The 23,220-nt window shown below is 48.4% G+C and carries 22 protein-coding genes; 12 read left to right on the top strand and 10 right to left on the bottom strand.

Annotated elements, in window-relative coordinates:
* Positions 1-167: 167 nt before the first annotated feature.
* Together pyk and LVQ77_RS00010 are read right to left on the bottom strand one after the other, a co-directional pair.
* The gene (pyk, locus tag LVQ77_RS00005) at positions 168-1,610 is read right to left on the bottom strand and encodes a pyruvate kinase (protein WP_064511938.1); all 1,443 of its coding nucleotides are present in this window, start codon (positions 1,608-1,610) and stop codon (positions 168-170) included.
* A gap of 130 nt (positions 1,611-1,740) precedes the next feature.
* Complete coding sequence (locus tag LVQ77_RS00010) at positions 1,741-2,610, bottom strand: MurR/RpiR family transcriptional regulator (protein ID WP_034455124.1); 870 nt, start codon at positions 2,608-2,610, stop codon at positions 1,741-1,743.
* Between the two features lie 414 nt (positions 2,611-3,024).
* Here LVQ77_RS00010 and zwf point away from each other — a divergent pair, with 414 nt between their 5' ends.
* The 3 genes from zwf (at position 3,025) to LVQ77_RS00025 (ending at position 7,536) form a co-directional block, all read left to right on the top strand.
* Positions 3,025-4,500, top strand: a complete 1,476-nt coding sequence (gene zwf / locus LVQ77_RS00015) for a glucose-6-phosphate dehydrogenase (RefSeq protein WP_151994620.1) — start codon at positions 3,025-3,027, stop codon at positions 4,498-4,500.
* A gap of 523 nt (positions 4,501-5,023) precedes the next feature.
* Positions 5,024-6,835 (top strand): phosphogluconate dehydratase, encoded by a 1,812-nt coding sequence (gene edd, locus LVQ77_RS00020; RefSeq protein WP_232903325.1) that lies wholly within the window; start codon positions 5,024-5,026, stop codon positions 6,833-6,835.
* 62 nt (positions 6,836-6,897) lie between these two features.
* Positions 6,898-7,536 (top strand): bifunctional 4-hydroxy-2-oxoglutarate aldolase/2-dehydro-3-deoxy-phosphogluconate aldolase, encoded by a 639-nt coding sequence (locus tag LVQ77_RS00025; protein WP_034455128.1) that lies wholly within the window; start codon positions 6,898-6,900, stop codon positions 7,534-7,536.
* A gap of 153 nt (positions 7,537-7,689) precedes the next feature.
* Here the strand turns inward: LVQ77_RS00025 and purT are convergent, their stop codons facing one another.
* Positions 7,690-8,868: a formate-dependent phosphoribosylglycinamide formyltransferase gene (purT, locus tag LVQ77_RS00030; RefSeq protein ID WP_232903326.1), complete on the bottom strand. Its 1,179-nt coding sequence runs from the start codon at positions 8,866-8,868 to the stop codon at positions 7,690-7,692.
* Between the two features lie 138 nt (positions 8,869-9,006).
* Here purT and LVQ77_RS00035 point away from each other — a divergent pair, with 138 nt between their 5' ends.
* The 3 genes from LVQ77_RS00035 (at position 9,007) to ptrB (ending at position 12,322) form a co-directional block, all read left to right on the top strand.
* Entirely contained in the window at positions 9,007-9,357 is a 351-nt protein-coding gene (locus tag LVQ77_RS00035; protein ID WP_232864823.1) for a YebG family protein, read from the top strand.
* A 116-nt stretch (positions 9,358-9,473) separates the two neighbouring features.
* Positions 9,474-10,172, top strand: a complete 699-nt coding sequence (locus LVQ77_RS00040) for a tellurite resistance TerB family protein (protein WP_232903327.1) — start codon at positions 9,474-9,476, stop codon at positions 10,170-10,172.
* A gap of 92 nt (positions 10,173-10,264) precedes the next feature.
* The gene (gene ptrB, locus LVQ77_RS00045; RefSeq protein WP_232903328.1) at positions 10,265-12,322 is read left to right on the top strand and encodes an oligopeptidase B; all 2,058 of its coding nucleotides are present in this window, start codon (positions 10,265-10,267) and stop codon (positions 12,320-12,322) included.
* Between the two features lie 7 nt (positions 12,323-12,329).
* Here ptrB and exoX read toward each other — a convergent pair whose 3' ends face one another.
* From exoX to LVQ77_RS00060, 3 genes are all read right to left on the bottom strand, one after another.
* Positions 12,330-12,992, bottom strand: a complete 663-nt coding sequence (gene exoX, locus LVQ77_RS00050; RefSeq protein ID WP_064511929.1) for an exodeoxyribonuclease X — start codon at positions 12,990-12,992, stop codon at positions 12,330-12,332.
* Positions 12,993-13,030: 38 nt separating this feature from the next.
* Complete coding sequence (locus LVQ77_RS00055) at positions 13,031-13,762, bottom strand: carbon-nitrogen hydrolase family protein (protein WP_232903329.1); 732 nt, start codon at positions 13,760-13,762, stop codon at positions 13,031-13,033.
* A 131-nt stretch (positions 13,763-13,893) separates the two neighbouring features.
* Complete coding sequence (locus LVQ77_RS00060) at positions 13,894-14,124, bottom strand: DNA polymerase III subunit theta (protein WP_151994612.1); 231 nt, start codon at positions 14,122-14,124, stop codon at positions 13,894-13,896.
* A 148-nt stretch (positions 14,125-14,272) separates the two neighbouring features.
* Between LVQ77_RS00060 and yobA the strand changes: the two genes are divergently transcribed.
* Genes yobA through LVQ77_RS00075 form a run of 3 tightly spaced genes read left to right on the top strand, consistent with a single transcriptional unit; the run spans position 14,273 to position 15,893 of the window.
* Positions 14,273-14,647 (top strand): CopC domain-containing protein YobA, encoded by a 375-nt coding sequence (gene yobA / locus LVQ77_RS00065; RefSeq protein ID WP_232864827.1) that lies wholly within the window; start codon positions 14,273-14,275, stop codon positions 14,645-14,647.
* Positions 14,648-14,652: 5 nt separating this feature from the next.
* Entirely contained in the window at positions 14,653-15,525 is an 873-nt protein-coding gene (copD, locus tag LVQ77_RS00070) for a copper homeostasis membrane protein CopD (RefSeq protein WP_232903330.1), read from the top strand.
* Positions 15,526-15,551: 26 nt separating this feature from the next.
* Complete coding sequence (locus LVQ77_RS00075) at positions 15,552-15,893, top strand: YebY family protein (protein WP_151994609.1); 342 nt, start codon at positions 15,552-15,554, stop codon at positions 15,891-15,893.
* An 805-nt stretch (positions 15,894-16,698) separates the two neighbouring features.
* Here LVQ77_RS00075 and LVQ77_RS00080 read toward each other — a convergent pair.
* On the bottom strand, positions 16,699-17,613 hold the full coding sequence (locus LVQ77_RS00080) for a transporter substrate-binding domain-containing protein (protein WP_232903331.1): 915 nt from the start codon (positions 17,611-17,613) through the stop codon (positions 16,699-16,701).
* A 309-nt stretch (positions 17,614-17,922) separates the two neighbouring features.
* Here LVQ77_RS00080 and LVQ77_RS00085 point away from each other — a divergent pair, with 309 nt between their 5' ends.
* The 3 genes from LVQ77_RS00085 (at position 17,923) to LVQ77_RS00095 (ending at position 21,062) form a co-directional block, all read left to right on the top strand.
* Positions 17,923-19,413: a SulP family inorganic anion transporter gene (locus LVQ77_RS00085; RefSeq protein WP_232864890.1), complete on the top strand. Its 1,491-nt coding sequence runs from the start codon at positions 17,923-17,925 to the stop codon at positions 19,411-19,413.
* Positions 19,414-19,835: 422 nt separating this feature from the next.
* Positions 19,836-20,363, top strand: a complete 528-nt coding sequence (locus LVQ77_RS00090) for a GNAT family N-acetyltransferase (RefSeq protein WP_232864891.1) — start codon at positions 19,836-19,838, stop codon at positions 20,361-20,363.
* Positions 20,364-20,417: 54 nt separating this feature from the next.
* Positions 20,418-21,062, top strand: a complete 645-nt coding sequence (locus tag LVQ77_RS00095) for a metallophosphoesterase (protein WP_232864892.1) — start codon at positions 20,418-20,420, stop codon at positions 21,060-21,062.
* Positions 21,063-21,064: 2 nt separating this feature from the next.
* Here the strand turns inward: LVQ77_RS00095 and LVQ77_RS00100 are convergent, their stop codons facing one another.
* The 3 genes from LVQ77_RS00100 to rsmF all read right to left on the bottom strand — a co-directional run bounded on the left by LVQ77_RS00100 (position 21,065) and on the right by rsmF (position 23,156).
* On the bottom strand, positions 21,065-21,256 hold the full coding sequence (locus LVQ77_RS00100; RefSeq protein WP_064511919.1) for a YdfD/YebW family protein: 192 nt from the start codon (positions 21,254-21,256) through the stop codon (positions 21,065-21,067).
* Between the two features lie 105 nt (positions 21,257-21,361).
* Positions 21,362-21,601, bottom strand: coding sequence for a YebV family protein (locus tag LVQ77_RS00105; RefSeq protein ID WP_034455162.1), 240 nt, complete (start codon positions 21,599-21,601; stop codon positions 21,362-21,364).
* A 112-nt stretch (positions 21,602-21,713) separates the two neighbouring features.
* Positions 21,714-23,156 (bottom strand): 16S rRNA (cytosine(1407)-C(5))-methyltransferase RsmF, encoded by a 1,443-nt coding sequence (gene rsmF, locus LVQ77_RS00110; RefSeq protein WP_232864893.1) that lies wholly within the window; start codon positions 23,154-23,156, stop codon positions 21,714-21,716.
* Between the last annotated feature and the right edge of the window lie 64 nt (positions 23,157-23,220).

A 23,220-nucleotide genomic window follows, 5' to 3' on the forward strand; every position in this document is an offset into this window, starting at 1 on the left:
CTTCATCGGGGGCAGTGAGATTGATAATACCGAGAGCTTGTGAAAGTTCCATTTAAAAAGGGTCCATGTTGTGCATGAACCCTTTTTACACGAGCCACCGGATCGGTCAACTGATCCTTAAACGATCGGCATTAGCCGAATGGCCCCTTAGTTTTTATACAGATGGATCACTCAACACACAGAATACGCGTGGTGTTGGTGGTACCAATGGTACTCATCACATCGCCCTGGGTGACGATAACCAGATCGCCAGAAACCAGGTAACCTTTGTCACGCAGCAGGTTCACCGCATCGTTTGCTGCGGCAACACCGTCGCTTGGGCTATCAAAGAACACAGGCGTTACACCGCGGTACAAAGAGGTGAGATTCAGCGTGCGCTCGTGGCGAGACATAGCGAAGATTGGCAAACCGGAGCTGATACGAGAAGTCATCAGTGCGGTGCGGCCTGATTCAGTCATAGTGATGATTGCAGTAACACCTTTCAGGTGGTTTGCCGCGTACATCGCAGACATTGCAATCGCTTCTTCTGTGTTGTCGAACTGTACGTCCAAACGGTGTTTGGAAACGTTGATGCTTGGGATTTTCTCAGCACCCAGGCAAACACGCGCCATTGCCGCGACGGTTTCAGCAGGGTATTGGCCTGCCGCAGTTTCTGCAGAAAGCATTACCGCATCGGTACCGTCCAGCACGGCGTTCGCTACGTCCATGACTTCTGCACGAGTTGGCATTGGGTTGGTAATCATCGACTCCATCATCTGGGTCGCAGTGATAACCGCACGGTTAAGCTTACGCGCACGACGAATCAGGGTTTTCTGAATACCGACCAACTCTGGGTCGCCGATTTCAACACCCAAGTCACCACGGGCAACCATCACCACGTCTGATGCCAGAATCACATCGTCCATTGCCTCTTCACTGCAAACGGCTTCGGCACGTTCCACTTTAGCGACAATTTTCGCATCACAACCCGCTTCGCGCGCCAGGCGACGAGCGTAGTTCAGGTCTTCGCCACAACGTGGGAAGGAAACTGCCAGGTAATCAACGCCGATTTTCGCAGCCGTCAGGATATCGGCTTTGTCTTTATCGGTCAGCGCTTCAGCGGACAGGCCGCCACCCAGCTTGTTGATACCTTTGTTGTTCGACAGCGGGCCACCCACGGTGACTTCGGTGAATACTTTCATGCCTTGTACTTCGAGCACTTTTAACTGTACGCGACCGTCATCAAGCAGCAGGATGTCACCGGTTACAACGTCAGCTGGCAGACCTTTATAGTCGATACCGACTTTTTCTTTGTCGCCTTCGCCTTTGCCAAGGTTGGCATCAAGCAGGAATTTGTCACCAATATTAAGGAAGACTTTGCCTTCTTTAAACGTGGATACACGAATTTTTGGCCCCTGCAAATCGCCCAGAATAGCGACATGACGACCCAGTTTCGCGGCAATTTCACGAACTTTATCAGCACGGATCTGATGATCTTCTGCGGTGCCGTGGGAAAAGTTCATACGCACCACGTTAGCGCCAGCAGCGATAATCTTTTCCAGATTATTGTCGCGATCGGTGGCTGGGCCTAAAGTGGTAACGATTTTGGTTCTACGTAGCCGTCTGGACATGTATTACTCCGTTGACTGAAACAACTTTGGTGTTGCGTTAACAAAAGATTCGGAAAATCAGAATGCGTTAAAAACGCAAAGCAACAACTTAACCGAATGACCTAAAAAGTTACAGCTTTGTTATGGAAACTTAAGTGTTTTCGCCAGAAACAAACAGTCCCTTATCAAAACGCGATTCCTTGAGCGCTTCTTTGACTCGCTTCAAGTTATCTCTGAATTTTGCACCCCGGCGTAAAGTAAAACCGGTTGCCAGTACATCTATTACCGTTAATTGAGCAAGCCTCGACACCATGGGCATATAGATATCGGTATCTTCAGGCACGTCGAGTAATAAAGAGAGTGTCGCTTCGCGGGCGAGCGGTGAACCTTCTGAGGTTATCGCCAACACAATGGCATCGTTTTCACGCGCCAGTTGTGCGAGCTCCACCAGATTTTTAGTTCGCCCGGTATGCGAGATGAGTACAACGACATCTTCTTCACTACAATTCATGCAGCTCATGCGTTGCAAAACGACATCGTCAGAATAAATAACAGGTACATTAAAACGAAAGAATTTGTTCATTGCGTCATGCGCTACAGCGGCTGAAGAACCTAGACCGAAGAAAGCGATTTTTTTGGCCTGGGTGAGTAAATCCACAGCGCGATTGACTGCTGCCATATCCAATGATTGCCGTACCTGGTCAAGGCTTGCCATAGCGGATTCGAAGATTTTGCCGGTATAGGCTTCAACGCTATCGTCTTCGTCAACATTCCGGTTTACATAAGGAGTGCCATTCGCCAGACTTTGCGCTAAATGTAATTTAAAATCTGGAAAGCCTTTAGTTTCAAGGCGGCGGCAAAAGCGGTTGACTGTCGGTTCGCTGACATCGGCACTGCGGGCAAGGGTTGCAATGCTTGAGTGAATGGCATCTTGTGGTGCGGTAAGAATCACTTCTGCGACTTTACGTTCTGATTTGCTAAGGTGTTCCAGTTGAGACTGGATTTTGTCCAGCATATTCATAGGTGTCCGGCATTCATGGATTTTGTCGATTTCAACAAATGGAGAAATCGTGACGCGATTTAGCAAGAATATACGCTTGCCCATTAGTGATTGGACAAGTTAATCGATGTAAGGATGTTGTTTTTTTTCATAACATGATCAGTGTCTAACTTTCGACATGATATACATCAACAACGAAACTTCGAAAAATTCGATTTATTGCCGTGAAATGGCACTGGTGGCCAAATCTTGCCCATGAATGCGATCAAATAATGGCTGAAGACTTACCTGAATTCAGCAAAAGCAGTACATTGTTCTGTAATTAAATTACACACGGGCCGGTACATCCCCCCAATAATTCGAGTTGCAGCCAACACCTCTGCAACTTGAAGTATGAGCGGGAAAACCGGGACATCCGAAACGAGGAGAAAAGACATGGCGGTAACACAGACAGCTCAGGCATGTGACCTGGTGATTTTCGGCGCGAAGGGCGACCTTGCGCGTCGGAAACTTCTGCCATCCCTGTATCAACTGGAGAAGGCAGGGCAGATCCACCCGGAGACGCGCATCCTGGGCGTGGGCCGCGCTGATTGGGATAAAGAGGCTTATACCAAAGTAGTGCGCGAAGCGATCGAAACCTTTATGAAGGAAAAGATCGACGAAAGCCTGTGGGATAAATTGAGCAGCCGTCTCGATTTTTGCAACCTGGATGTTAACGATACTGCAGCCTTTACCAAACTCGGTAAGATGCTCGATCAGCAAAATCGCGTCACCATCAACTACTTTGCTATGCCACCGAATACTTTTGGCGCAATCTGCAAAGGTCTGGGCAAGGCGAAACTCAACGCTAAACCTGCTCGTGTTGTCATGGAAAAACCGCTAGGCACCTCGCTTGCGACATCCCAGGAAATCAACGACCAGGTTGGCGAGTATTTTGAAGAGTGCCAGGTCTATCGTATCGACCATTATTTAGGTAAAGAAACGGTACTGAACCTGCTGGCATTACGTTTTGCGAACTCCCTGTTTGCCAATAACTGGGATAACAAAACTATCGATCACGTGGAAATCACGGTAGCAGAAGAAGTGGGTATCGAAGGGCGCTGGGGTTACTTTGATCAGGCCGGGCAGATGCGCGACATGATTCAAAACCACTTGCTGCAAATTCTGTGCATGATTGCGATGTCTCCGCCGTCCGATCTCACCGCAGACCATATTCGCGACGAAAAAGTTAAAGTGCTGCAATCACTGCGCCGTATTGACCGCAGCAATGTGCGCGAAAAAACCGTGCGTGGGCAGTACACTTCCGGCTTTGCTCAGGGCCAAAAAGTACCTGGCTACCTGGAAGAAGAGGGCGCGAACAAGTCCAGCAGCACCGAAACCTTTGTTGCAATCCGTGTGGATATTGATAACTGGCGTTGGGCGGGTGTGCCGTTCTACCTGCGTACCGGGAAACGTCTGCCAACCAAATGTTCCGAAGTTGTGGTCTATTTCAAAAGCCCGCCACTGAACCTGTTCAAAGATTCCTGGCAGGATCTGCCACAAAACAAACTCACCATCCGTCTGCAGCCGGACGAAGGTGTAGATATTCAAGTGCTTAACAAAGTTCCAGGGCTTGAGCATAAGCACAATCTGCAAACCACTAAACTGGATCTGAGCTACTCCGAAACCTTCAATGAAACCCATCTGGCAGATGCTTACGAGCGCCTGTTACTGGAAACCATGCGCGGTATCCAGGCACTGTTCGTGCGCCGTGATGAAGTTGAAGAAGCATGGAAGTGGGTCGATTCCATCACCGAGGCGTGGGCTGCGGACAACGATGCACCTAAACCTTATCAGGCGGGTACCTGGGGGCCAGTTGCGTCCGTAGCAATGATCACTCGAGATGGGCGTTCGTGGAACGAGTTCGAATAAATCCGCGTCATCCTTCGAGTTGCAGGGGTGTTGGCTGCGCTCTCTCACCCGACAAATCGGCTGAAAGCTGATTTGAACGCTGCTTGCAGCGGCCCCAAGGGGTGAGGCCCATAAGTGGGCCGAGTAATCACTTACTTATGTAAGCTCATCGGGATTAATGAGAGACTCCTGTCTCTCACCGGAGGCCAGCCTTTGGCTGGTCAAATTCGTTCCCGACGAATTTGTCGCTGCGTTTGCCGCCTACCTGCAACTCGAATGATTTAGCGGATTGAATAGGTGTTATTTTGCAAAAACTGCGTAACAAATGATTCATATTTTACCGGTAACATGATCTAACACCCGTACTGTGAAAGTTTTTTAATTTAAAAGCCCTGACTGGATTCACCAGCAGGGCTTTTTTATTTACACTAGCTGAAGCGATTATGCCCTGATGGTACGGATTGCCGCCTCACGAGAAGAGAAAAGAGCCGGTAACGTCGACCACCTGCCCAAAGCGACGGCAGCCACTTTATGAGGACTTGTTATGAATCCTAATTTGTTACGCGTAACAAAACGCATCGTTGAACGCTCCCGCCAAACCCGCGAAGCCTATCTGGCACGAATTGAAAAAGCGAAGTCGAACACCGTGCATCGCTCTGAATTAGCGTGCGGCAATCTGGCACACGGTTTTGCCGCTTGTCAGCCAGAAGATAAAGCCGCGCTGAAAAGCATGCTGCGTAACAACATTGCGATCATCACGTCCTATAACGACATGCTTTCCGCTCACCAGCCGTATGAGTATTACCCTGACCAGATTCGCAAAGCATTGCATTCAGTGGGTGCGGTTGGGCAAGTTGCCGGTGGCGTCCCTGCTATGTGTGATGGCGTGACGCAAGGGCAGGATGGGATGGAACTGTCATTGCTGAGCCGCGAGATTATCGCAATGTCTACGGCAATCGGCCTGTCTCATAACATGTTCGATGGCGCGCTGTATCTCGGCGTGTGCGATAAAATCGTTCCGGGTTTAACCATGGCTGCATTGTCCTTTGGCCATCTGCCGGCGGTATTTGTGCCCTCAGGCCCAATGGCAAGCGGTTTACCGAATAAAGAAAAAGTACGTATTCGCCAACTTTATGCTGAAGGCAAAGTGGATCGCATCGCGCTACTGGAATCAGAGGCTGCTTCTTACCACGCACCGGGTACTTGTACATTCTACGGTACCGCCAACACCAACCAGATGGTGGTTGAGTTCATGGGCATGCAGTTGCCTGGTTCTTCATTTGTTCACCCGGATGCGCCTCTGCGTCACGAACTAACCGCTGCGGCAGCACGGCAGGTCACGCGTCTGACCGGAAATGGCAATGAGTGGATGCCGCTCGGTAAAATGATTGATGAAAAAGTTGTCGTAAACGGCATCGTTGCCTTGTTGACCACTGGTGGTTCAACTAACCACACCATGCACCTGGTGGCGATGGCCCGAGCGGCTGGCATTATCATCAATTGGGACGATTTCTCCGATCTTTCCGATGTGGTGCCATTGTTGGCACGTCTGTATCCAAATGGCCCGGCGGATATTAACCACTTCCAGGCTGCAGGCGGTGTACCAGTACTGATGCGTGAATTGCTCAAAGGTGGTTTGCTGCATGAAGATGTGAACACTGTAGCGGGCTTTGGTTTGCATCACTACACCATGGAGCCATGGCTGGATAATGGCCAACTGGCCTGGCGTGAAGGCGCAACAACCGCGCTCGATACTGATGTTATCGCGACCTTCGAAAAACCATTCTCAAAACATGGCGGTACAAAAGTACTTAGCGGCAACCTGGGTCGTGCAGTCATGAAAACGTCTGCAGTGCCGGTGGAAAACCAGGTTATTGAAGCGCCTGCTGTCATTTTCGAAAGCCAACATGACGTTTTACCTGCGTTTGAAGCAGGCCTTCTGGACCGTGATTGCGTGGTTGTTGTTCGCCATCAGGGGCCAAAAGCGAATGGCATGCCAGAATTACATAAACTTATGCCGCCACTTGGGGTATTATTGGACCGCTGTTTCAAAATAGCGTTAGTCACTGATGGACGGCTGTCGGGCGCATCCGGTAAGGTGCCCTCTGCAATCCATGTTACCCCAGAAGCTTATGATGGTGGGCTACTGGCAAAAGTCCGGGACGGCGATATGATTCGCGTCAACGGTCAAACGGGTGAACTGACATTGCTGGTCGATGATGCCGAGCTTGAAAAACGCACTGCATACCACCCGGATCTCAGCGCGGAACGCGTTGGCACCGGTCGTGAACTATTTAGCGCGTTACGCGAACAGTTATCTGGCGCGGAACAAGGCGCGACCTGCATTAAATTTTAAAGACCGGATGTAGCGGTTGCTGCTCTGGAAACGAATTATAAAGTTGGTTGAAGAGGCTTGAGATGAAAAACTGGAAAACTACTGCGGAACAGATCCTGAAAACAGGACCGGTTGTCCCGGTTATCGTAATTAACAAACTGGAACACGCAGTACCAATGGCTAAAGCATTAGTTGCTGGCGGCGTGCGCGTTCTGGAAGTGACTCTGCGTACTCCATGTGCAATGGATGCAATCCGTGCTATCGCTAAAGAAGTACCAGAAGCGATTATTGGTGCGGGTACCGTTCTGAACCCAGAGCAACTGGCAGAAGTTACTGAAGCTGGCGCGCAGTTCGCAATCAGCCCAGGCCTGACTGAGCCACTGTTGAAAGCAGCAACCGAAGGCTCCATTCCATTGATCCCAGGTATCAGCACTGTTTCTGAACTGATGCTGGGTCTGGACTACGGCTTGAAAGAATTCAAATTCTTCCCTGCTGAAGCAAATGGCGGCACCAAAGCACTGCAAGCTATCGCAGGTCCATTCTCTCAGGTTCGTTTCTGCCCAACTGGTGGTATCACTCCGGCTAACTACCGTGACTACCTGGCGCTGAAAAGCGTTCTGTGCATCGGTGGTTCATGGTTGGTTCCGGCTGACGCGCTGGAAGCTGGCGATTACGATCGTATTACTACTCTGGCTCGTGAAGCAGTCGAAGGCGCTAAATAACACGTCATCCTTCGAGCCGTAGATGCGTTGGCTACGTTCACTCACCCCGGTCACATAGTTATCTATGCTCCCGGGGATTCGTTCTCTTGCCGCCTTCCTACGACTCGAATGATTCGTGTTATTGAATCCCTGCTCAGATGAGCGGGGATTTTTTTATCCTTTGACGATTACCGCTTTGGTTGCAGCGATAGCATGTGCAATCGCATTTTCCACGCTGGAACCCGTTGCCAGTGCCACACCCATTCGGCGTTTACCGTTAATCTCAGGCTTACCGAACAGCCGTACTTGCAAACCTGCGCCTACTGCTGCACCCACATTGCCGAATTGCACGTTGTCGCTGCTCAATTCTGGAAGGATCACCGCAGAAGCTGCCGGGCCGTACTGGCGAATGTCACCAATCGGCAAGCCGAGGAAAGCACGGACGTGCAACGCGAACTCTGAGACATCCTGAGAAATCATCGTCACCATGCCAGTGTCATGTGGACGAGGGGAGACTTCACTAAAAATAACCTCATCGCCACACACGAACAGTTCGACGCCAAACAAACCGTAACCACCCAACGCCTTCACCACTTTTTCAGCGATTTCTTGCGCGCGGCCCAGAGCGATATCGCTCATTTTCTGAGGTTGCCAGGATTCGCGGTAGTCGCCATCTTCCTGACGGTGCCCGATTGGGGCGCAGAAATGCACGCCATCGACAGCACTAATAGTCAGCAGGGTGATTTCGAAATCGAAATTAACCACGCCTTCGACAATCACTTTGCCTTTACCTGCGCGACCGCCTTCTTGCGCATACTCCCATGCTTTGGCTAATTGATCTGCTGTGCGGATGAAACTTTGCCCTTTACCGGAAGAACTCATCACTGGTTTAACGATACAAGGCAGACCGATCTCTTCAACTGCCTGTAAAAATGCCTCTTCGCTTTGAGCAAAACGGAAGCTGGAGGTTGGCAGAGCGAGTTCTTCTGCTGCGAGGCGGCGAATACCTTCGCGGTTCATGGTCAGCTTTGTCGCGCGCGCGCAAGGTACAACGCACTGACCTTGCTTCTCAAGCTCAACCAACATGTCAGTGGCGATGGCTTCAATTTCGGGAACGATGAAATCTGGCATTTCTACAGAGACCAGCTTCTTAAGCTCGGCACCGTCGAGCATATTAATGACGTGGCTGCGGTGAGCGACATGCATCGCTGGGGCATCTGCATAGCGATCTACGGCGATAACTTCCAGACCAAGACGCTGGCATTCAATGGCCACTTCTTTTCCTAATTCGCCTGATCCTAACAACATGACACGTGTAGCTGACGGACGAAGTGCTGTTCCCAAAATTGACATAATCTGTATACCCGAACGGAGAAAATAGACCGGCGGATTATAAACGAAAACGTTTGCGTGCGCAGCGAATTTCCCACTTGCGATACAGGGGTAATATCATTACACTGTTTAAATAAACAGTTAAACCGGAGCTGCAAAATGGCGGTTGAAATCAAATACGTTGTTGTACGAGAGGGGCAAGAAAAAATGTCTTTTGCCAGTAAAAAAGATGCGGATGCCTATGACAAAATGCTCGATCTGGCAGAAGTATTGAGCGAGTGGCTCGTACACAGTCCTGTTGCTCTCGAAGAGGGGCAAAACGATGTGCTGGCTATGTGGATGGCAGAAAACAAAGACGTGCTTTCCTCCGTGCTTAAAAGCGGCAAATTGCCGGACGTGGAAAGTACTGAAACTGCCGGTGAAGTCGCAGATGAAGCCGATAACGCTGAAGAGTCTGTTGCAGACGATAAAGTGGCTGAACACCCGCGTAAGCGCACCAAAGCGGCATAAGTTTTAACGCGTCGGGTTACCGGCGCGGTTCTTTTCTCATCTTTAGCCTTATCAGACACTTCTTGACAGCCTTTGGCTTAACCTCAGATGTTAAGTTCTCACAAAGGGTGTCTCTAATGAGCAATTGGTTACAGCAGCTTCAGTCTATGCTGGGGCAAGCGACACAATCCATCCAGAATCACACTGGTCAGAATCAATCCTCACAAACTCCTCAGGGAAATAATTCTCAGGGGCTGAGTAAGTTACTGGTGCCTGGCGCACTCGGTGGGTTAGCGGGTTTGCTGCTGGCGAGCAAATCGTCACGGAAACTACTGACCAAGTACGGCACCAGCGCGTTATTGGTCGGCGGTGGTGCGGTTGCGGGAAGCGTACTGTGGAACAAATATAAAGACCGAGTGCGTGAGGCCCATCAGGGTGAGCCGCAGTTTGGGCAGCAGCAGTCGCCTGTCGATGTTCGTACTGAGCGCCTGATTACCGCTTTGGTGTTCGCTGCTAAAAGCGATGGTCATATTGATGATAAAGAACGCCAGATTATCGAGCAGCAACTACGTGATGCCGGTATCGAAGGGCCGGGGCGTAATCTCATTCAGCAAGCTATCGATCAGCCTCTTGATCCGCAACGCCTTGTGCAAGGTGTTAATAACGAAGAAGAAGCGCTGGAGCTTTACTTCTTAAGCTGCGCTGCAATCGACATCGATCATTTTATGGAGCGCAGTTATCTCAATGCGCTTGGGGATGCGCTAAAAATCCCGCAGGATGTACGCGAAGGCATTGAACAAGATATTCAGCAACAGAAACTAAATCTGCCGGGTTAATCCCGGCATTTTCCCTAAAATCCCACGTTACGCTTGCAAGGCTGTCTGAATTTGCCACCCTTACAGGGTGTTAACTCAAAAAGAAAAATGACATGCCACCAAAAGCAAAAAAAATCCCCCACACCATGACCATGCATGGTGATACCCGAATCGATAACTATTACTGGCTGCGCGATGATGAGCGCTCTGATGCACAAGTGCTTGATTATCTTCATCAGGAGAATGATTACGGTCATCAGATCATGAGTACGCAGCAGGCATTGCAAGAGCGCCTGCTCAAAGAAATGATCGATCGAATCCCCCAGCGTGATATTTCTGCACCGTATACGCAAAATGGTTATCGCTATCGCCAGATTTTCGAAACCGGTAATGAATACGCTATTTATCAGCGCCAGTCTGTGGTGTCGGAGGAGTGGGAAGAGTGGAGCACGCTGGTAGATGGCAATCGTCGTGCTGCCCACAGCGAGTTTTATACCATGGGCGGCATGAGCATTACCCCTGATAACACCGTCATGGCGCTGGCAGAGGATTTCCTCTCACGCCGCCAGTACGGCCTGCGTTTGCGCAATCTGGAAAGCGGGAACTGGTACCCCGAAGTGCTGGATAATGTCGAAAGTAGTTTTGTCTGGGCGAATGATTCCGCCACGCTTTATTACGTCCGCAAGCATCACAAAACGTTATTGCCGTATCAGGTCTGGCGCCACACTGTAGGGCATCCATCCTCCGAAGATGAATTAGTCTACGAAGAAAAAGACGAAATGTTTTATGTCAGTGTGCATAAAACCACCTCGAAACACTTCGTTCTAATTTATCTCAGCAGTGCTACCACCAGCGAAGTACTGTTGCTGGATGCCGAGCTAGTAGATGCGCAACCGCAAAGCTTTTTGCCACGCCGCAAAGATCACGAATATACCCTCGATCACTTCCAACATAATTTCTATCTGCGCTCGAATCGGGAAGGTAAAAACTTTGGTTTGTACCGCACAAAAGTGCGTGATGAAAGCCAATGGGAAGAGCTGATTCCTCCGCGCGAAAACGTCATGCTGGAAGGATTTACGCTATTTACAGATTGGCTGGTCGTTGAGGAAAGGCAGCAAGGGCTGACCAGCTTGCGTCAAATTAATCGCAAAACTCGCGAAGTGACGGGAATTGCTTTTGATGACCCCGCTTATGTCACCTGGCTTGGACATAACCCGGAACCGGAATCTTCTCGTCTGCGTTACGGTTACTCATCAATGACCACGCCAGATACATTGTTTGAGCTGGATATGGATACCGGCGAGCGGCGCGTGATTAAACAAACCGAAGTTGCAGGTTTTGACGCCAGTCATTATCGCAGTGAACATTTATGGGTCACAGTACGTGATGGCGTGCAGGTGCCGGTTTCTTTGGTTTACCATCGCGAACATTTCCAGCGCGGGAAAAACCCTTTGCTGGTATATGGCTATGGCTCTTACGGAAGCAGCATGGATGCGGATTTCAGTAGCAGTCGTTTAAGCCTGCTCGACCGAGGCTTCGTCTATGCCATTGCGCATGTACGCGGAGGCGGCGAACTCGGCCAGCAGTGGTATGAAGATGGTAAGTACCTGAAGAAGATGAACACCTTCAATGATTATCTGGACGTCTGTGATAGTTTGCTTAAACAGGGATACGGCAACGAAAACTTGCTCTATTCGATGGGCGGGAGTGCAGGCGGCTTACTGGTAGGGGCTGCAATTAATATGCGTCCGGGGCTGTTCCACGGTGTTGTTGCACAGGTGCCATTTGTTGATGTTTTAACGACGATGCTCGATGAGTCCATTCCACTCACGACTGGCGAGTTTGAAGAGTGGGGAAATCCGCAAGACCCTGAGTATTACCACTACATCAAACAATACAGCCCGTACGATCAAATCACCGAACAAGCCTACCCGCACATGCTGGTGACCACAGGACTGCATGACTCCCAGGTGCAATATTGGGAGCCTGCCAAGTGGGTCGCAAAACTGCGTGAATTACGTAGAGATGATAATTTGCTATTGCTATGTACTGATATGGACTCAGGGCATGGTGGGAAATCGGGCAGATTTAAATCTTACGAAGGTGTGGCTCTGGAGTTCGCTTTCTTGATAGCCCTGGCACAAGGAACTTTACCAGGGCGGGCGGGATAGGCTGTTACTAATCCTCGAGATAATGCTTTAATGTCATTCTAAGATCCGGCGCTAATTCTTTGATGTTATTCAACATCCATCGCAAGTAGCCCGGATCTTTATCTGCAATTTCCGCAATCGGCTCGCCGCGATATTTACCAAATGCCATGGTTTTCACAAGTGCAGGGCGACCTGTAATGGTCACCATTTGGTCTGGAGTCCAGCCTGACTCATCCATAATGCGAATCAATAAAGCAGCGGTGATATAGCAATCAAACAGCGCGCGGTGATGATGCAGTCCGGCAGGTGTTTCAACTTCCAGCTTGAGGGATTTATATAAACCCATATTGCTATATTTGATGCCAGGCCATAAACGACGCGCCAGTTTTACCGTGCAAATCCACTCGCTATCGGGCAGTTCAGGCAGCATGCGCTGGTCAAAACTGGCGTTATGAGCCACGTAGTACGGGCTGCCGTGATAGCGTGGAATAACATCCTCAATCCACGGTTTATCTGCGACCATCTCTTCGGTAATTTTGTGAATGGCCATCGCCTGGTAGCTAATAGGACGATCCGGGCGTACCAGGTCACTCATCGGATTAACAATCTTGCCATTGACGATATCGACAGAGGCAACTTCTACCACGCCACCCTGTAGACCACAGGTTTCAGTATCAATAATGCGCAGCATATCTACTCCATCAAGTCTTAGCGTATTTTCTTAATGCGCTAGCGTAATGGAATGATTTCACCGTGCCAACCTTTTGCATCACGTCTTCCAACTGCGAGTAGCTCGCCATGATCGGCACGAACCACTAATTCACCTCGATCGTCCCAACAAGCGCTGCGTCCCGCTGACCGATATTTGCCGGTAGAAAACGCATGGTTAGCTAATAAAACGGGTAAATTATATTTATGGGCCCAGCGTTGCAGATACATTTCATCTTTCTGGTAGGTGATTTCATTAATGAATTTTCCCGTGGCATAAAGACTTGCACCCATTTCAGCTGCACTACGTGGCCAGGTTTCTTCATCGCTGTCGGTGCTAAAACCCATTGCCACGCTACGATTGTGCAAACCTACCAATGGCGTGTGTTGATCGGGGAGATCAATATCGCAGGTTTGCGGTTTACAACAGGCAACTCGGGAACCATCAGGCAAAAAACCCACCGATCCTGGTGATATTCCTTGTTCACTGCGTAAGGGTAGACCCACAACAATAGTCATTTGGTGTTTTACCGCGGCATCTTGCAAAGGATTCAGGCGTTCATCGGTGAAGGGAAGGGCGCAGACGTGATGGTTGTCAATGTTAAAACCGGTGAGGGAAAGTTCGGGGAAAATCAGCAGATCTATTCGTTCAGCAACTGCGCAGCGAACAAAATCTAAATGATGTGTGATATTCGCATCGAGGTCATCGGGTGTGGCGCCATATTGCGCTGCAGCAACATTCCAGACAGGCATACGTTCTTCCTTAATCAATCTACCCAACGGCCATCATCCTATGGCCGTAACAGGTAATTCCTGTGTTTAGATATATAAACCGGGAAAAATCTTAACACCATTTTTGTCAGGAAGTTTAGTGGGGATAATATTTATTTCACTTTAGGTTCGTACGGCAGTTTGGACAAATTGACTGAAGCCAGTCGATGAGCAGTCAGTCTTTCTCTGAACCAGTCACGCAAATGCACAGGTTGCTCGCGTTCTACCACTTCGGCGATCACCGGCATATTGTAGCGTTCCTTAAATGCCACGCCAGCAGCCGCGAGATCGACGTTGATCTTATCCATTTCGTCCTGGGGTAATTCAGCAAGATTGTGATTCATATTGGCCTCGTGTTTTTTGCCGCAAAGGTACTTGTTGATATCCGTGATGACAAGTCTTTACATTCATTGATAGCTGTTCTCATCTCGACTTAACCTGGGCTCAAGGTTATCCTTTTGCCGTCTCGAATAAGAAAAAGGAATAGTTGATATGGCTTTCACCCGAACTCGTCTCATTACCATCGCCACTCTCTTTACCGCACTTACTGTTTCCAGCTCAGCTTTCGCGCACGCGCATTTAAAGCATCAATATCCAGCGGCAGATGCTGCGGTAACGGCTGCACCACAGGCGATTACCCTTAATTTCTCTGAAGGAGTTGAAGCGAATTTTAGCGGACTTACGCTCACCGGGCCACAGCAAACAGTCGTGAAGACTGGCACGGCTAAGCGCAACGAAAAAGATGATAAGCAGCTTATTGTTCCAGTCGAAGAGGCTATGAAACCGGGAGATTACCAGGTTGATTGGCATGTAGTATCCGTTGACGGACATAAGACGAAAGGGAAGTATCACTTCTCGGTGAAGTAAGCCGGATGCTACCAGGTTTCTATATCGCGCTGCGATTTATTCATTTTGCTGCATTAATGGTGCTGCTTGGCAGTACCATCTCATGCTCATTGCTTGCTCCTCAAGCGTTTAAGCCGGTTCTCATTCGCCGACTAAAATGGCAATGGCATTCCGCCGTCTGGATGACGTTGCTAAGCGCAATATTATTGTTATGTGCTCAGGCTGGGATGATGGGCAGTGGTTGGCGAGATGTCATTAATCCCCAGATTTGGTTGGCGGTTCTTGGAACGAGCTTTGGGTCCATCTGGTTGTGGCAGATATTATTGAGTGTGGTGACACTTGTGGTGTTGCTGCTTAAACCGCGCCCTTTGCAGTCAATGTTAATGATCCTTGCGGCGGCACAACTTATTTTGTTGGCAGGTGTCGGGCATGCCGCGATGCGTGAAGGGATTGTAGGTGGCTTACAACGCTTAAATCATGCAGTGCATCTTCTTAGTGCTGGCTGGTGGGCTGGCGGATTACTGCCGCTTTTGATGTGCATGCGCATGGCTCAAAAACCACGCTGGCGCGGCAGTGCCATTACCGCGATGATGCGTTTTTCGCGTTACGGGCATCTGGCGGTTGCTGCCGTAATACTCAGTGGACTAATCAACAGCCTGATGATTTTAGGCTGGTCTCTACCACTGGAAAGTAACTACATGCGCTTCTTGTTGGTGAAGGTTGCCTTTGTTGCCGTGATGGTTATCATCGCCCTGTATAACCGCTATTTTTTGGTGCCGAGATTTAATCGTATGCCAACAGCCACAAAACAGTTTATCCAGTTAACGTGGCTGGAAGTTATTCTGTCGGTGGTGGTGCTCCTTGCTGTTAGCATTTTCGCTACCTGGGAACCGTACTGAAGACGTTATTAGCTCAAGAGATATTCATGAAAAAAAGTATTTTGACGCTGTTATTGCTGGCTTGCGCAGGTAGTGCATTAGCCGCACCGCAAATTATCACCGTAAGCCGTTTTGAAATGGGTAAAGATAACTGGGCGTTTAACCGTGAAGAGGTAATGCTAAGTTGCCGCCCTGGACATGCGCTCTTTGCAATCAACCCAAGTACCTTGATGCAATACCCGTTAAACGACGTAGCGCAACAACAAGTGAGCAGCGGTAAAACCACTGGCCAGCCCATCTCCGTGATTCAAATTGATGATCCTAAGACACCGGGACAAAAAAAGAGTCTTGCTCCATTTATTGAGCGTGCTGAGAAATTGTGTAGCTAAAATGCGATAACTCACTAATTAAAAATAAAAAACCGCAATAACCGTAGACCGGATATTGCGGTTTTTGTCTAAAATATTACCTGCGCCGCAGTTTTTTTCTGAACACTTTTGCGCCGGACTGGAAAACCTGCGCCGGTAATCTATTCTTAGAAGGCAAGGCGATGTCTGCCTGCATTAATGCCAACTTTTAGCGCACGGCTCTCTCCCAAGAGCCATTTCCCTGGACCGAATATAGGAATCGTATTCGGTCTTTTTTTATTTATCTTTATATACAAGGACTTAGGTTGGTCGTTCCGAAATTTCTCCGAATTTCCATATCCGGTTTTTTTGCCCTGTTAAATCAATGTAAACATTTTCTCCCTCACATCCAAGTACTTTTCGAGCATTTTTGTAGGTGAAAGTGAGATGGTTTAAACTAAAAAAAACCAAAACACTCTTCAAAAACTCCTGTTTACCTGATGTCAGAACCCGTTAACATACTGAGCTTTTTATTAAATATCATTTCAGTAGGGACGGGATTTCAACCGTGGCGGATTATCATCCCTTAAATCTTCTGCGTTCACCTGATATTGTTCTCAGTTTTCCAGGTTTGTTTATTTTCCGCGAATAATTATAGTCTTGATTCATTTTTCGCATCATTAATGCAGCAGTCCCACCACTTATCGCACCCAAAGTATGCCCTGCCAACATTTATGTATTTGCTATGTTTTCTGACTGCGCTTCAATTTTCGATTATTTATCATTCTAATATGAGGTGGCAGTTTTGAGGAGATACTTAATTCTTTTAATATTTTGCTGTTCATTTTTAGTCTGTAGTTGGAGTTTCGGGTGCAAGTAGATAGCTATTTTTTTCTTTGATGAGATCATTTGACATGGGTTGCCGCATATTTTCACCAGTAGGAGAAATCTGGGACATGAACCATTTATTATATAACTCATCAAATCGTTTTGAGATAAACAGGTTTTTTAACTCATCATTGATGATGGACTCTATTTCATCTGCATCTTTAGCTATCACCATTCCATAGGGTATTACGTCACCAAATCCTTCAGCACTCATTTGATAGTCATCTCTGTCCGCCATTTCAGCTAACTTGCTATGTATGATAATGTCATCAGTGACAAATGCTGAGATGTGCCCTTGTTCTAGTAAATCAAATCCTTCATCGAAACTTCTCATCAGCTTAACAGAGATCGAATAGTTAATATTTTGGTTCATTGCAGAGAGTAATAATGCAGATGTTCCGCCACTAATAGCCCCTACGGTTCGCCCAGAGAGCATTTCGAGGCTATTTATATGCTGAGATTTTTTAGCCAGAAAATTTGTCCGTGTAAAAAACCATGGCTTTGAAAAAGTAACGAATTTATTACGTTGCGCTGTATTTCCGGCAATTGCGCAGAGAATGTCTGCTTTATGATGAGATATATATTCAAAGCGCGCGGCTGAGGCAACTTCTACCCATTGTATATTTATATTTGTGTTGTAGCGTTTTTTTATACTGTCGACAACCCCCTGGCAGATATCCACCGCCATGCCAGTCGGTTTTCCATTTACCTCCCAGGAAATAGGCTTGGAACTACCCACCCATGCCAAGGTAATACTATGCGTGCTAAGTATTTTATTAAGCACAGGATCGGCTACAGCATTGCTGCAAAAAAATATCATAGCAGCCAACATAAAAGAACCAATCATTTTACAATAAGTCAAATGACTAAACAAAAGTAAGCCCCCATTAATTAAAATGGCTAAAGTAAAATTATATTTTTCGAAAATATCGGCAGTATTGTAATTGCTTTTATGTTGGTTTACTAATAATTGTCTTTCTAATAATAGCCATTAATATCTATATTTGTGGCATGCCTCAATATTCATCATCCTGAAATCATCTACATGAATACCCATACAAGCCCAGAGGATAGGTCCGAGATAGGGGGCATATTAATTAGCATCCTTACTATCCTCTCTGTACAATCACGCCCGACCTGAAGTTCGCTACAACTAATAACGACAAACCTGCAAAGACAAACTATGACCACAACTCAAACTGAAACACATCGTCGGGAAAACTCTCTCGCCTCGGTTTTGCGTAGCCCGCGTTTGCTCGCGCGTGAATCCCTTGCGGGAGTAGTAACGGCATTGGCACTTGTACCTGAAATCATTTCATTCTCAGTCATCGCGGGGGTTGACCCGAAAGTCAGCCTGGTCGCCTCTATTGTGCTTTGTTTATCCATGTCAGTGCTTGGTGGGCGCCCCGCAATGGTGACAGCTGCTGCTGGCTCAGTAGCATTAGTTATCGGTCCAATGGTGCATCTGCATGGCGTTGAATATATTTTCCCTGCAGTATTGCTGGCAGGGTTAGTCCAGATTCTGTTCGGCGTCACAGGGCTTGCTCGTATGATGCGCTATATACCACTGTCAGTGATGACAGGGTTTGTAAACGCGTTGGGCATTCTCATTTTCTTTGCCCAGGTACCACATATTTGGGGGGATAACCCGCTGGTCTGGGGGCTGTTTGCGCTCACCCTGGCAATAGTGCTGTTTCTCCCTCGGGTATTTAAAATGGTTCCGTCGCCGTTGGTGGCGATTATTGTCATTACAGCGGGATGCATTGGGATGGGGTTATCTGTACCAACAGTGGGTGAGGCGGGACCAATGGCTACTGGATTACCCGGACTGACAGCGTTGTTGGTGCCCTTGAATCTGGATACTTTACGAATTATCTGGCCTTGCGCTTTGAGCATCGCCTTCGTTGGCTTAATGGAATCGTTGTTAACCGCCAAACTTGTTGATGAGCTGACTGACACACCTTCGAGTAAACGTCGTGAATGTTGGGGGTTGGGAGTATCTAACATATTCGCCGGTTTTTACGGTGGTATTGCCGGTTGCGCCATGATTGGCCAGACCATGGTCAATGTGGAACTTGGTAAGGGGCGTACACGTATCTCGACAATTGCTGCCGGCCTGGTGCTGTTGCTGTTAGTCACCGGTTTAAGCGAATTGATGGCAAAAATCCCGATGGTGGTTTTAGCCGGAATTATGGTGATTGTGGCGGTGAAAACGCTCAACTGGCACAGTGTTAAACCTGCTACCTTGAAAAGAATTCCATTTCCTGAAACTTTAGTGATGGTAAGCACTGTCGCAGTGACCGTTGCGACCGGGAACCTGGCGTTGGGTGTCGTCGGTGGCGTGGTTTTTGCGATGATCTTGTTTGCTCGCCGTATTGCCCACGTAGTACGCGCGGAAAGAACATTATCTGAAGACGGGCAATCTGTAAGATATACGGTAACCGGGCCGTTGTTTTTTGCCAGTAGCAACGATTTGGTTGAACATTTCCAGTATGCCGACGATCCGCAAAACGTGATTATTGATTTGTCTCAGGCTCAAATTTGGGATGTATCGACAGTTGCCGTGCTTGATGCTATCGAAACCCGCTATCAACGCTATGAAAGCAAGGTACAAATTGTCGGTCTCGATTTACGCAGCAGTGACTTCCACGAGCGGCTGAGCGGCAAAATTTGAATACCACTCACGCGTTAATCCAGATTTATTTGATGAGAAAATGGCAAAACTGTGAATCTGCCGTTATTTTTACAATGTTAAGGCTGCTAGATTAGCTTTAGTTCCAGAGTGAAACGGAGGTGCCAGATAGTTTTGAAACTGATCCTCAAAAGTAAACTGGTGGGTTCGTGGTAGGTTTAATGACCACATTCCCTTGGGGCGCAAGCCATATTTCATCGCTTTAAGAAGCGTAGTATTTACCAGATAACTCGTATCACCTCTCTAAAGGCTGCATTTATGCAGCCTTTTCTATTTGTGGCTCTGACTCGCTTTTCCTTCAATTTCCCTACTTTCGAATGCAGTGTGCTGATTGTGTCTCAAACCGTATGGCGGCAAAATAAGTAAAAAATCGTACGCCAATAATACGTTTGAAGGATATGAGCATGGTTAATGCAGCACCTCGTCTGGAAACTGAACGTCTAATTCTCCGCCATTTTACGCTGGATGATTTTCCGGCATTAGCTGCCTGTTGGGCGGACCCAGAAATGGTGAGGTTTATCGGTGGTGGACAACCGCAAGGCCCAGAAATGACCTGGGGAAGATTGCTGCGTTACATCGGTCATTGGCAGGCGATTGGTTACGGCTATTGGGCTGTCTTTGAAAAAGAGACTGAGCGTTATATTGGTTCGTTTGGTTTTCAGGACGCACAACGTGAGTTAACTCCGGTGCTTGAACTTCCGGAAGCGGGATGGTCACTGATTCCCGCTGTGCACGGTAAAGGCTATGCCAGCGAAGCGCTCAACGCAGTTCTGCAATGGGCGGACCGTGAGTTAGCGACACCAGTTTGTTGCATTATTGATGATGACAACCTGCGTTCTATCTATCTGGCTGAGCGATTTGGCTTCCAGTTCCAGCATTTTGTTGAATACCACGGTAAGCAAATCAAAATGTTCATTCGTCCTGCCCGCTAATCATTGCCCCCACTGGTTTATAATTAAGCAATTAATAAACAAAGTGGGGGCGATATGTATCAGCGAATAGACGGCGAAGAGTGGCGGCATGTGTTTATTGTTGGTGATTTACACGGCTGTCTCTCTGAATTAAGTAGCCAGCTTAAACTTCATCATTTTGATTATCATCAGGATTTACTTATCTCGGTGGGGGATCTTATTGATCGCGGTGCAAACAGCCCTGGATGCCTGGCACTGCTCGGTAGTAAGTGGTTTAAAGCAGTGAAGGGCAACCATGAAGCGATGGCTTTAGAGGCGCTCGACGAAGGTGAGGGAATGCTCTGGCAGATGAACGGTGGTGAGTGGTATCGGGAATTGCCAGAACAGCGTCAAAATAATGTGCAGCTAGCCTTACTGAAGTGCCGCGATTTGCCGTTGGTAATTGAACTTCATACGCATGACAAGACGCTGGTTATTGCTCATGCAGACTACCCTTCAGGGCATTACAGTTGGAATCAGCCCGTCGATGAACATTTACTGGTCTGGAGCCGGGATCGGCTTAATAAGAATTTACAGGGGCGAGGCGAGGATATCGGCGGAGCTGATGAGTTCTACTTCGGCCATACGCCGCTCAAAGAAGTGAGTCATTTTCATAATCAATATTATATTGATACCGGCGCGGTGTTTGGTAATAAGCTGACTATGGTGCAGGTTCAGTAACTCTACAACGAGCTGTATTCTTGCGCCGGGCGCCAGAAGCTATCAATAAAATCTTCAACCGGGAAACAGCCACCGTAGCGTATCCGCTGCTCATCCATAGCGAACAGGCACTGCTGTTCAGTATTAAAGACATCTACCACGATATCTTCGCAGCCGCCGTCCAGGTAGCAAACAAATAAAACCAACGCAAACATGATTGCCTTTGAGTTGCACCGTTTGGCTTAATTGTAGGGGAAGTCACGAGAAGAGGGTAATCAGTGCCAATTAATTAACCCGTCTGGGCGACGGGTCACTTTGAGTTATGCAAGACGCATGACCCAGGCATCAGATTTTTGGTCGTAATGTTGACGGTAGAGGACTGAATGTTCGCCATCGAGGACGGCGGGAATACTTGTTTCATCATCCCAGGCATCAAGTTGCATGCACAGGTCCGGGTCGGATTTACAAGGGATGCTCAACGTGCGGTCCCCTTGCTGCTCGCCATGTAATTCAGCATCATCAATTTCGAAGATGCCTATTCGTACGCTAGTTTTCGTCATCACGCTCTCCTTGGGTCTGGGTACATGTGGTATGACCAGTAAGGTCTCTCACAGTAGAGCGTAGACAAACGTACAAAAACTGCAAACTACATGGCGACTATTTTTTTACCCATCAGCCCCTGGCCGCAAACAGTTTTCCGTCGCGAACCAATTCACGCGGATAGCTATTTTTCAGGCGAGATCCAACTTTTCTTGCCAGACCAAGAGGTTGTCCCTGGTATGTCACGACAACCTCATTTAGCTCGGGGGATACATCTGGGTAAATATCGCGACCGTGATACCACTCGTCCGCTTCAAATTCAGTAAGCGCAAATCCTAGCGGTGAATCGCCAGGCACCAGGGCTATGACGGCTTCATGCTGCCAGCGATAGCCTTTGTTGTATTGCTCAGCAAGGCGTAAACCAATACGTGAAAATCGAACTTGGCCAAATAGCGGAATAATCTCTTTGGGGAATAGCCAGATTTCTTTATCTCTCAACCAAAGTTGTTGGTCATCTTGCCAGGCGATCCCAGACTGTTTTGCAGCTGCGGTCACTTCCGCAGCTTGTTTTCCATGCATTGGTACAAACGGGAATTTCCCAACTTTGTAACCTGGGGCCGGGAGCGCTTCTACGGATGCAGTTTTGCGCAGGCGTGCAACGAAGAATCCTTCGCAATCGTAAATTTGCGGGAAAACATGCAAGTAGCCTTCGGCGGTAATAGCTTTATTCGCTTCCGGGAATAAATCGTTAAGCGGGGCGATTTCAACTGCATCAGGCCACTCATCCAGTAACCACTGGCAAATCTGCTGATTCTCTTCACGGTTTAAAGTGCAGGTGGAATAGATCAACGTACCGCCGGGGCGCAGCGCATGAAAAGCGCTGGCAATAAGCTCACGCTGCGTATCGGCAATGCTGGCGGTGCTTTCTGGCGTCCAGTTGCGCAGGGCGTCAGGGTCTTTACGCACCACACCTTCACCTGAGCATGGGGCATCCAGCAAGATTGCATCGAAACACTCCGGTAGCGCAGCACCAAATACTCGGCCATCGAAATGTGTCAACGCGACGTTGCTGATACCACAGCGGCTGATGTTAGCGTGTAGCACTTTAACGCGACTGGCGGAATATTCATTGGCGAGGATTGCACCATGATTGCCCATACGCGCTGCAATTTGCGTGGTTTTGGAGCCTGGAGCCGCTGCGACATCCATAATTCGGTCCGGTTGATTGCCGTCAGCAAACAGCGCCGCAACGGGCAGCATGGAACTGGCTTCCTGAATGTAGAACAGGCCACTCAAATGTTCGGCAGTACTACCCAGCGGCAGGCTTTCTTCATCATCACGTTCAATCCAGAACCCTTCTGCGCACCACGGAATCGGCGTCAGATGCCAGTCATAAGAGGCGACAAGCGCAAGAAAATCATTGACCGAAATCTTGAGGGTATTAACACGCAAGCTGCGACGCAGTGGCCGCTGGCAATACTCGATAAAGCTCTCGATAGATTGATCTGCCGGGAGTGCATCGCGAATAACATCAAGAAAAGCTTGCGGGAGAAAGGCGGTGTGAGAATGAGCCACTAAGGAAGTCCAGAAAAAAATGAAGAAGGGATGGTAACACAAACGCCCCGGTGAGACACCGGGG

Origin of the sequence: Buttiauxella cochleicola (assembly GCF_021282435.1) — a bacterium.
GTDB classification, from domain to species: domain Bacteria; phylum Pseudomonadota; class Gammaproteobacteria; order Enterobacterales; family Enterobacteriaceae; genus Buttiauxella; species Buttiauxella massiliensis.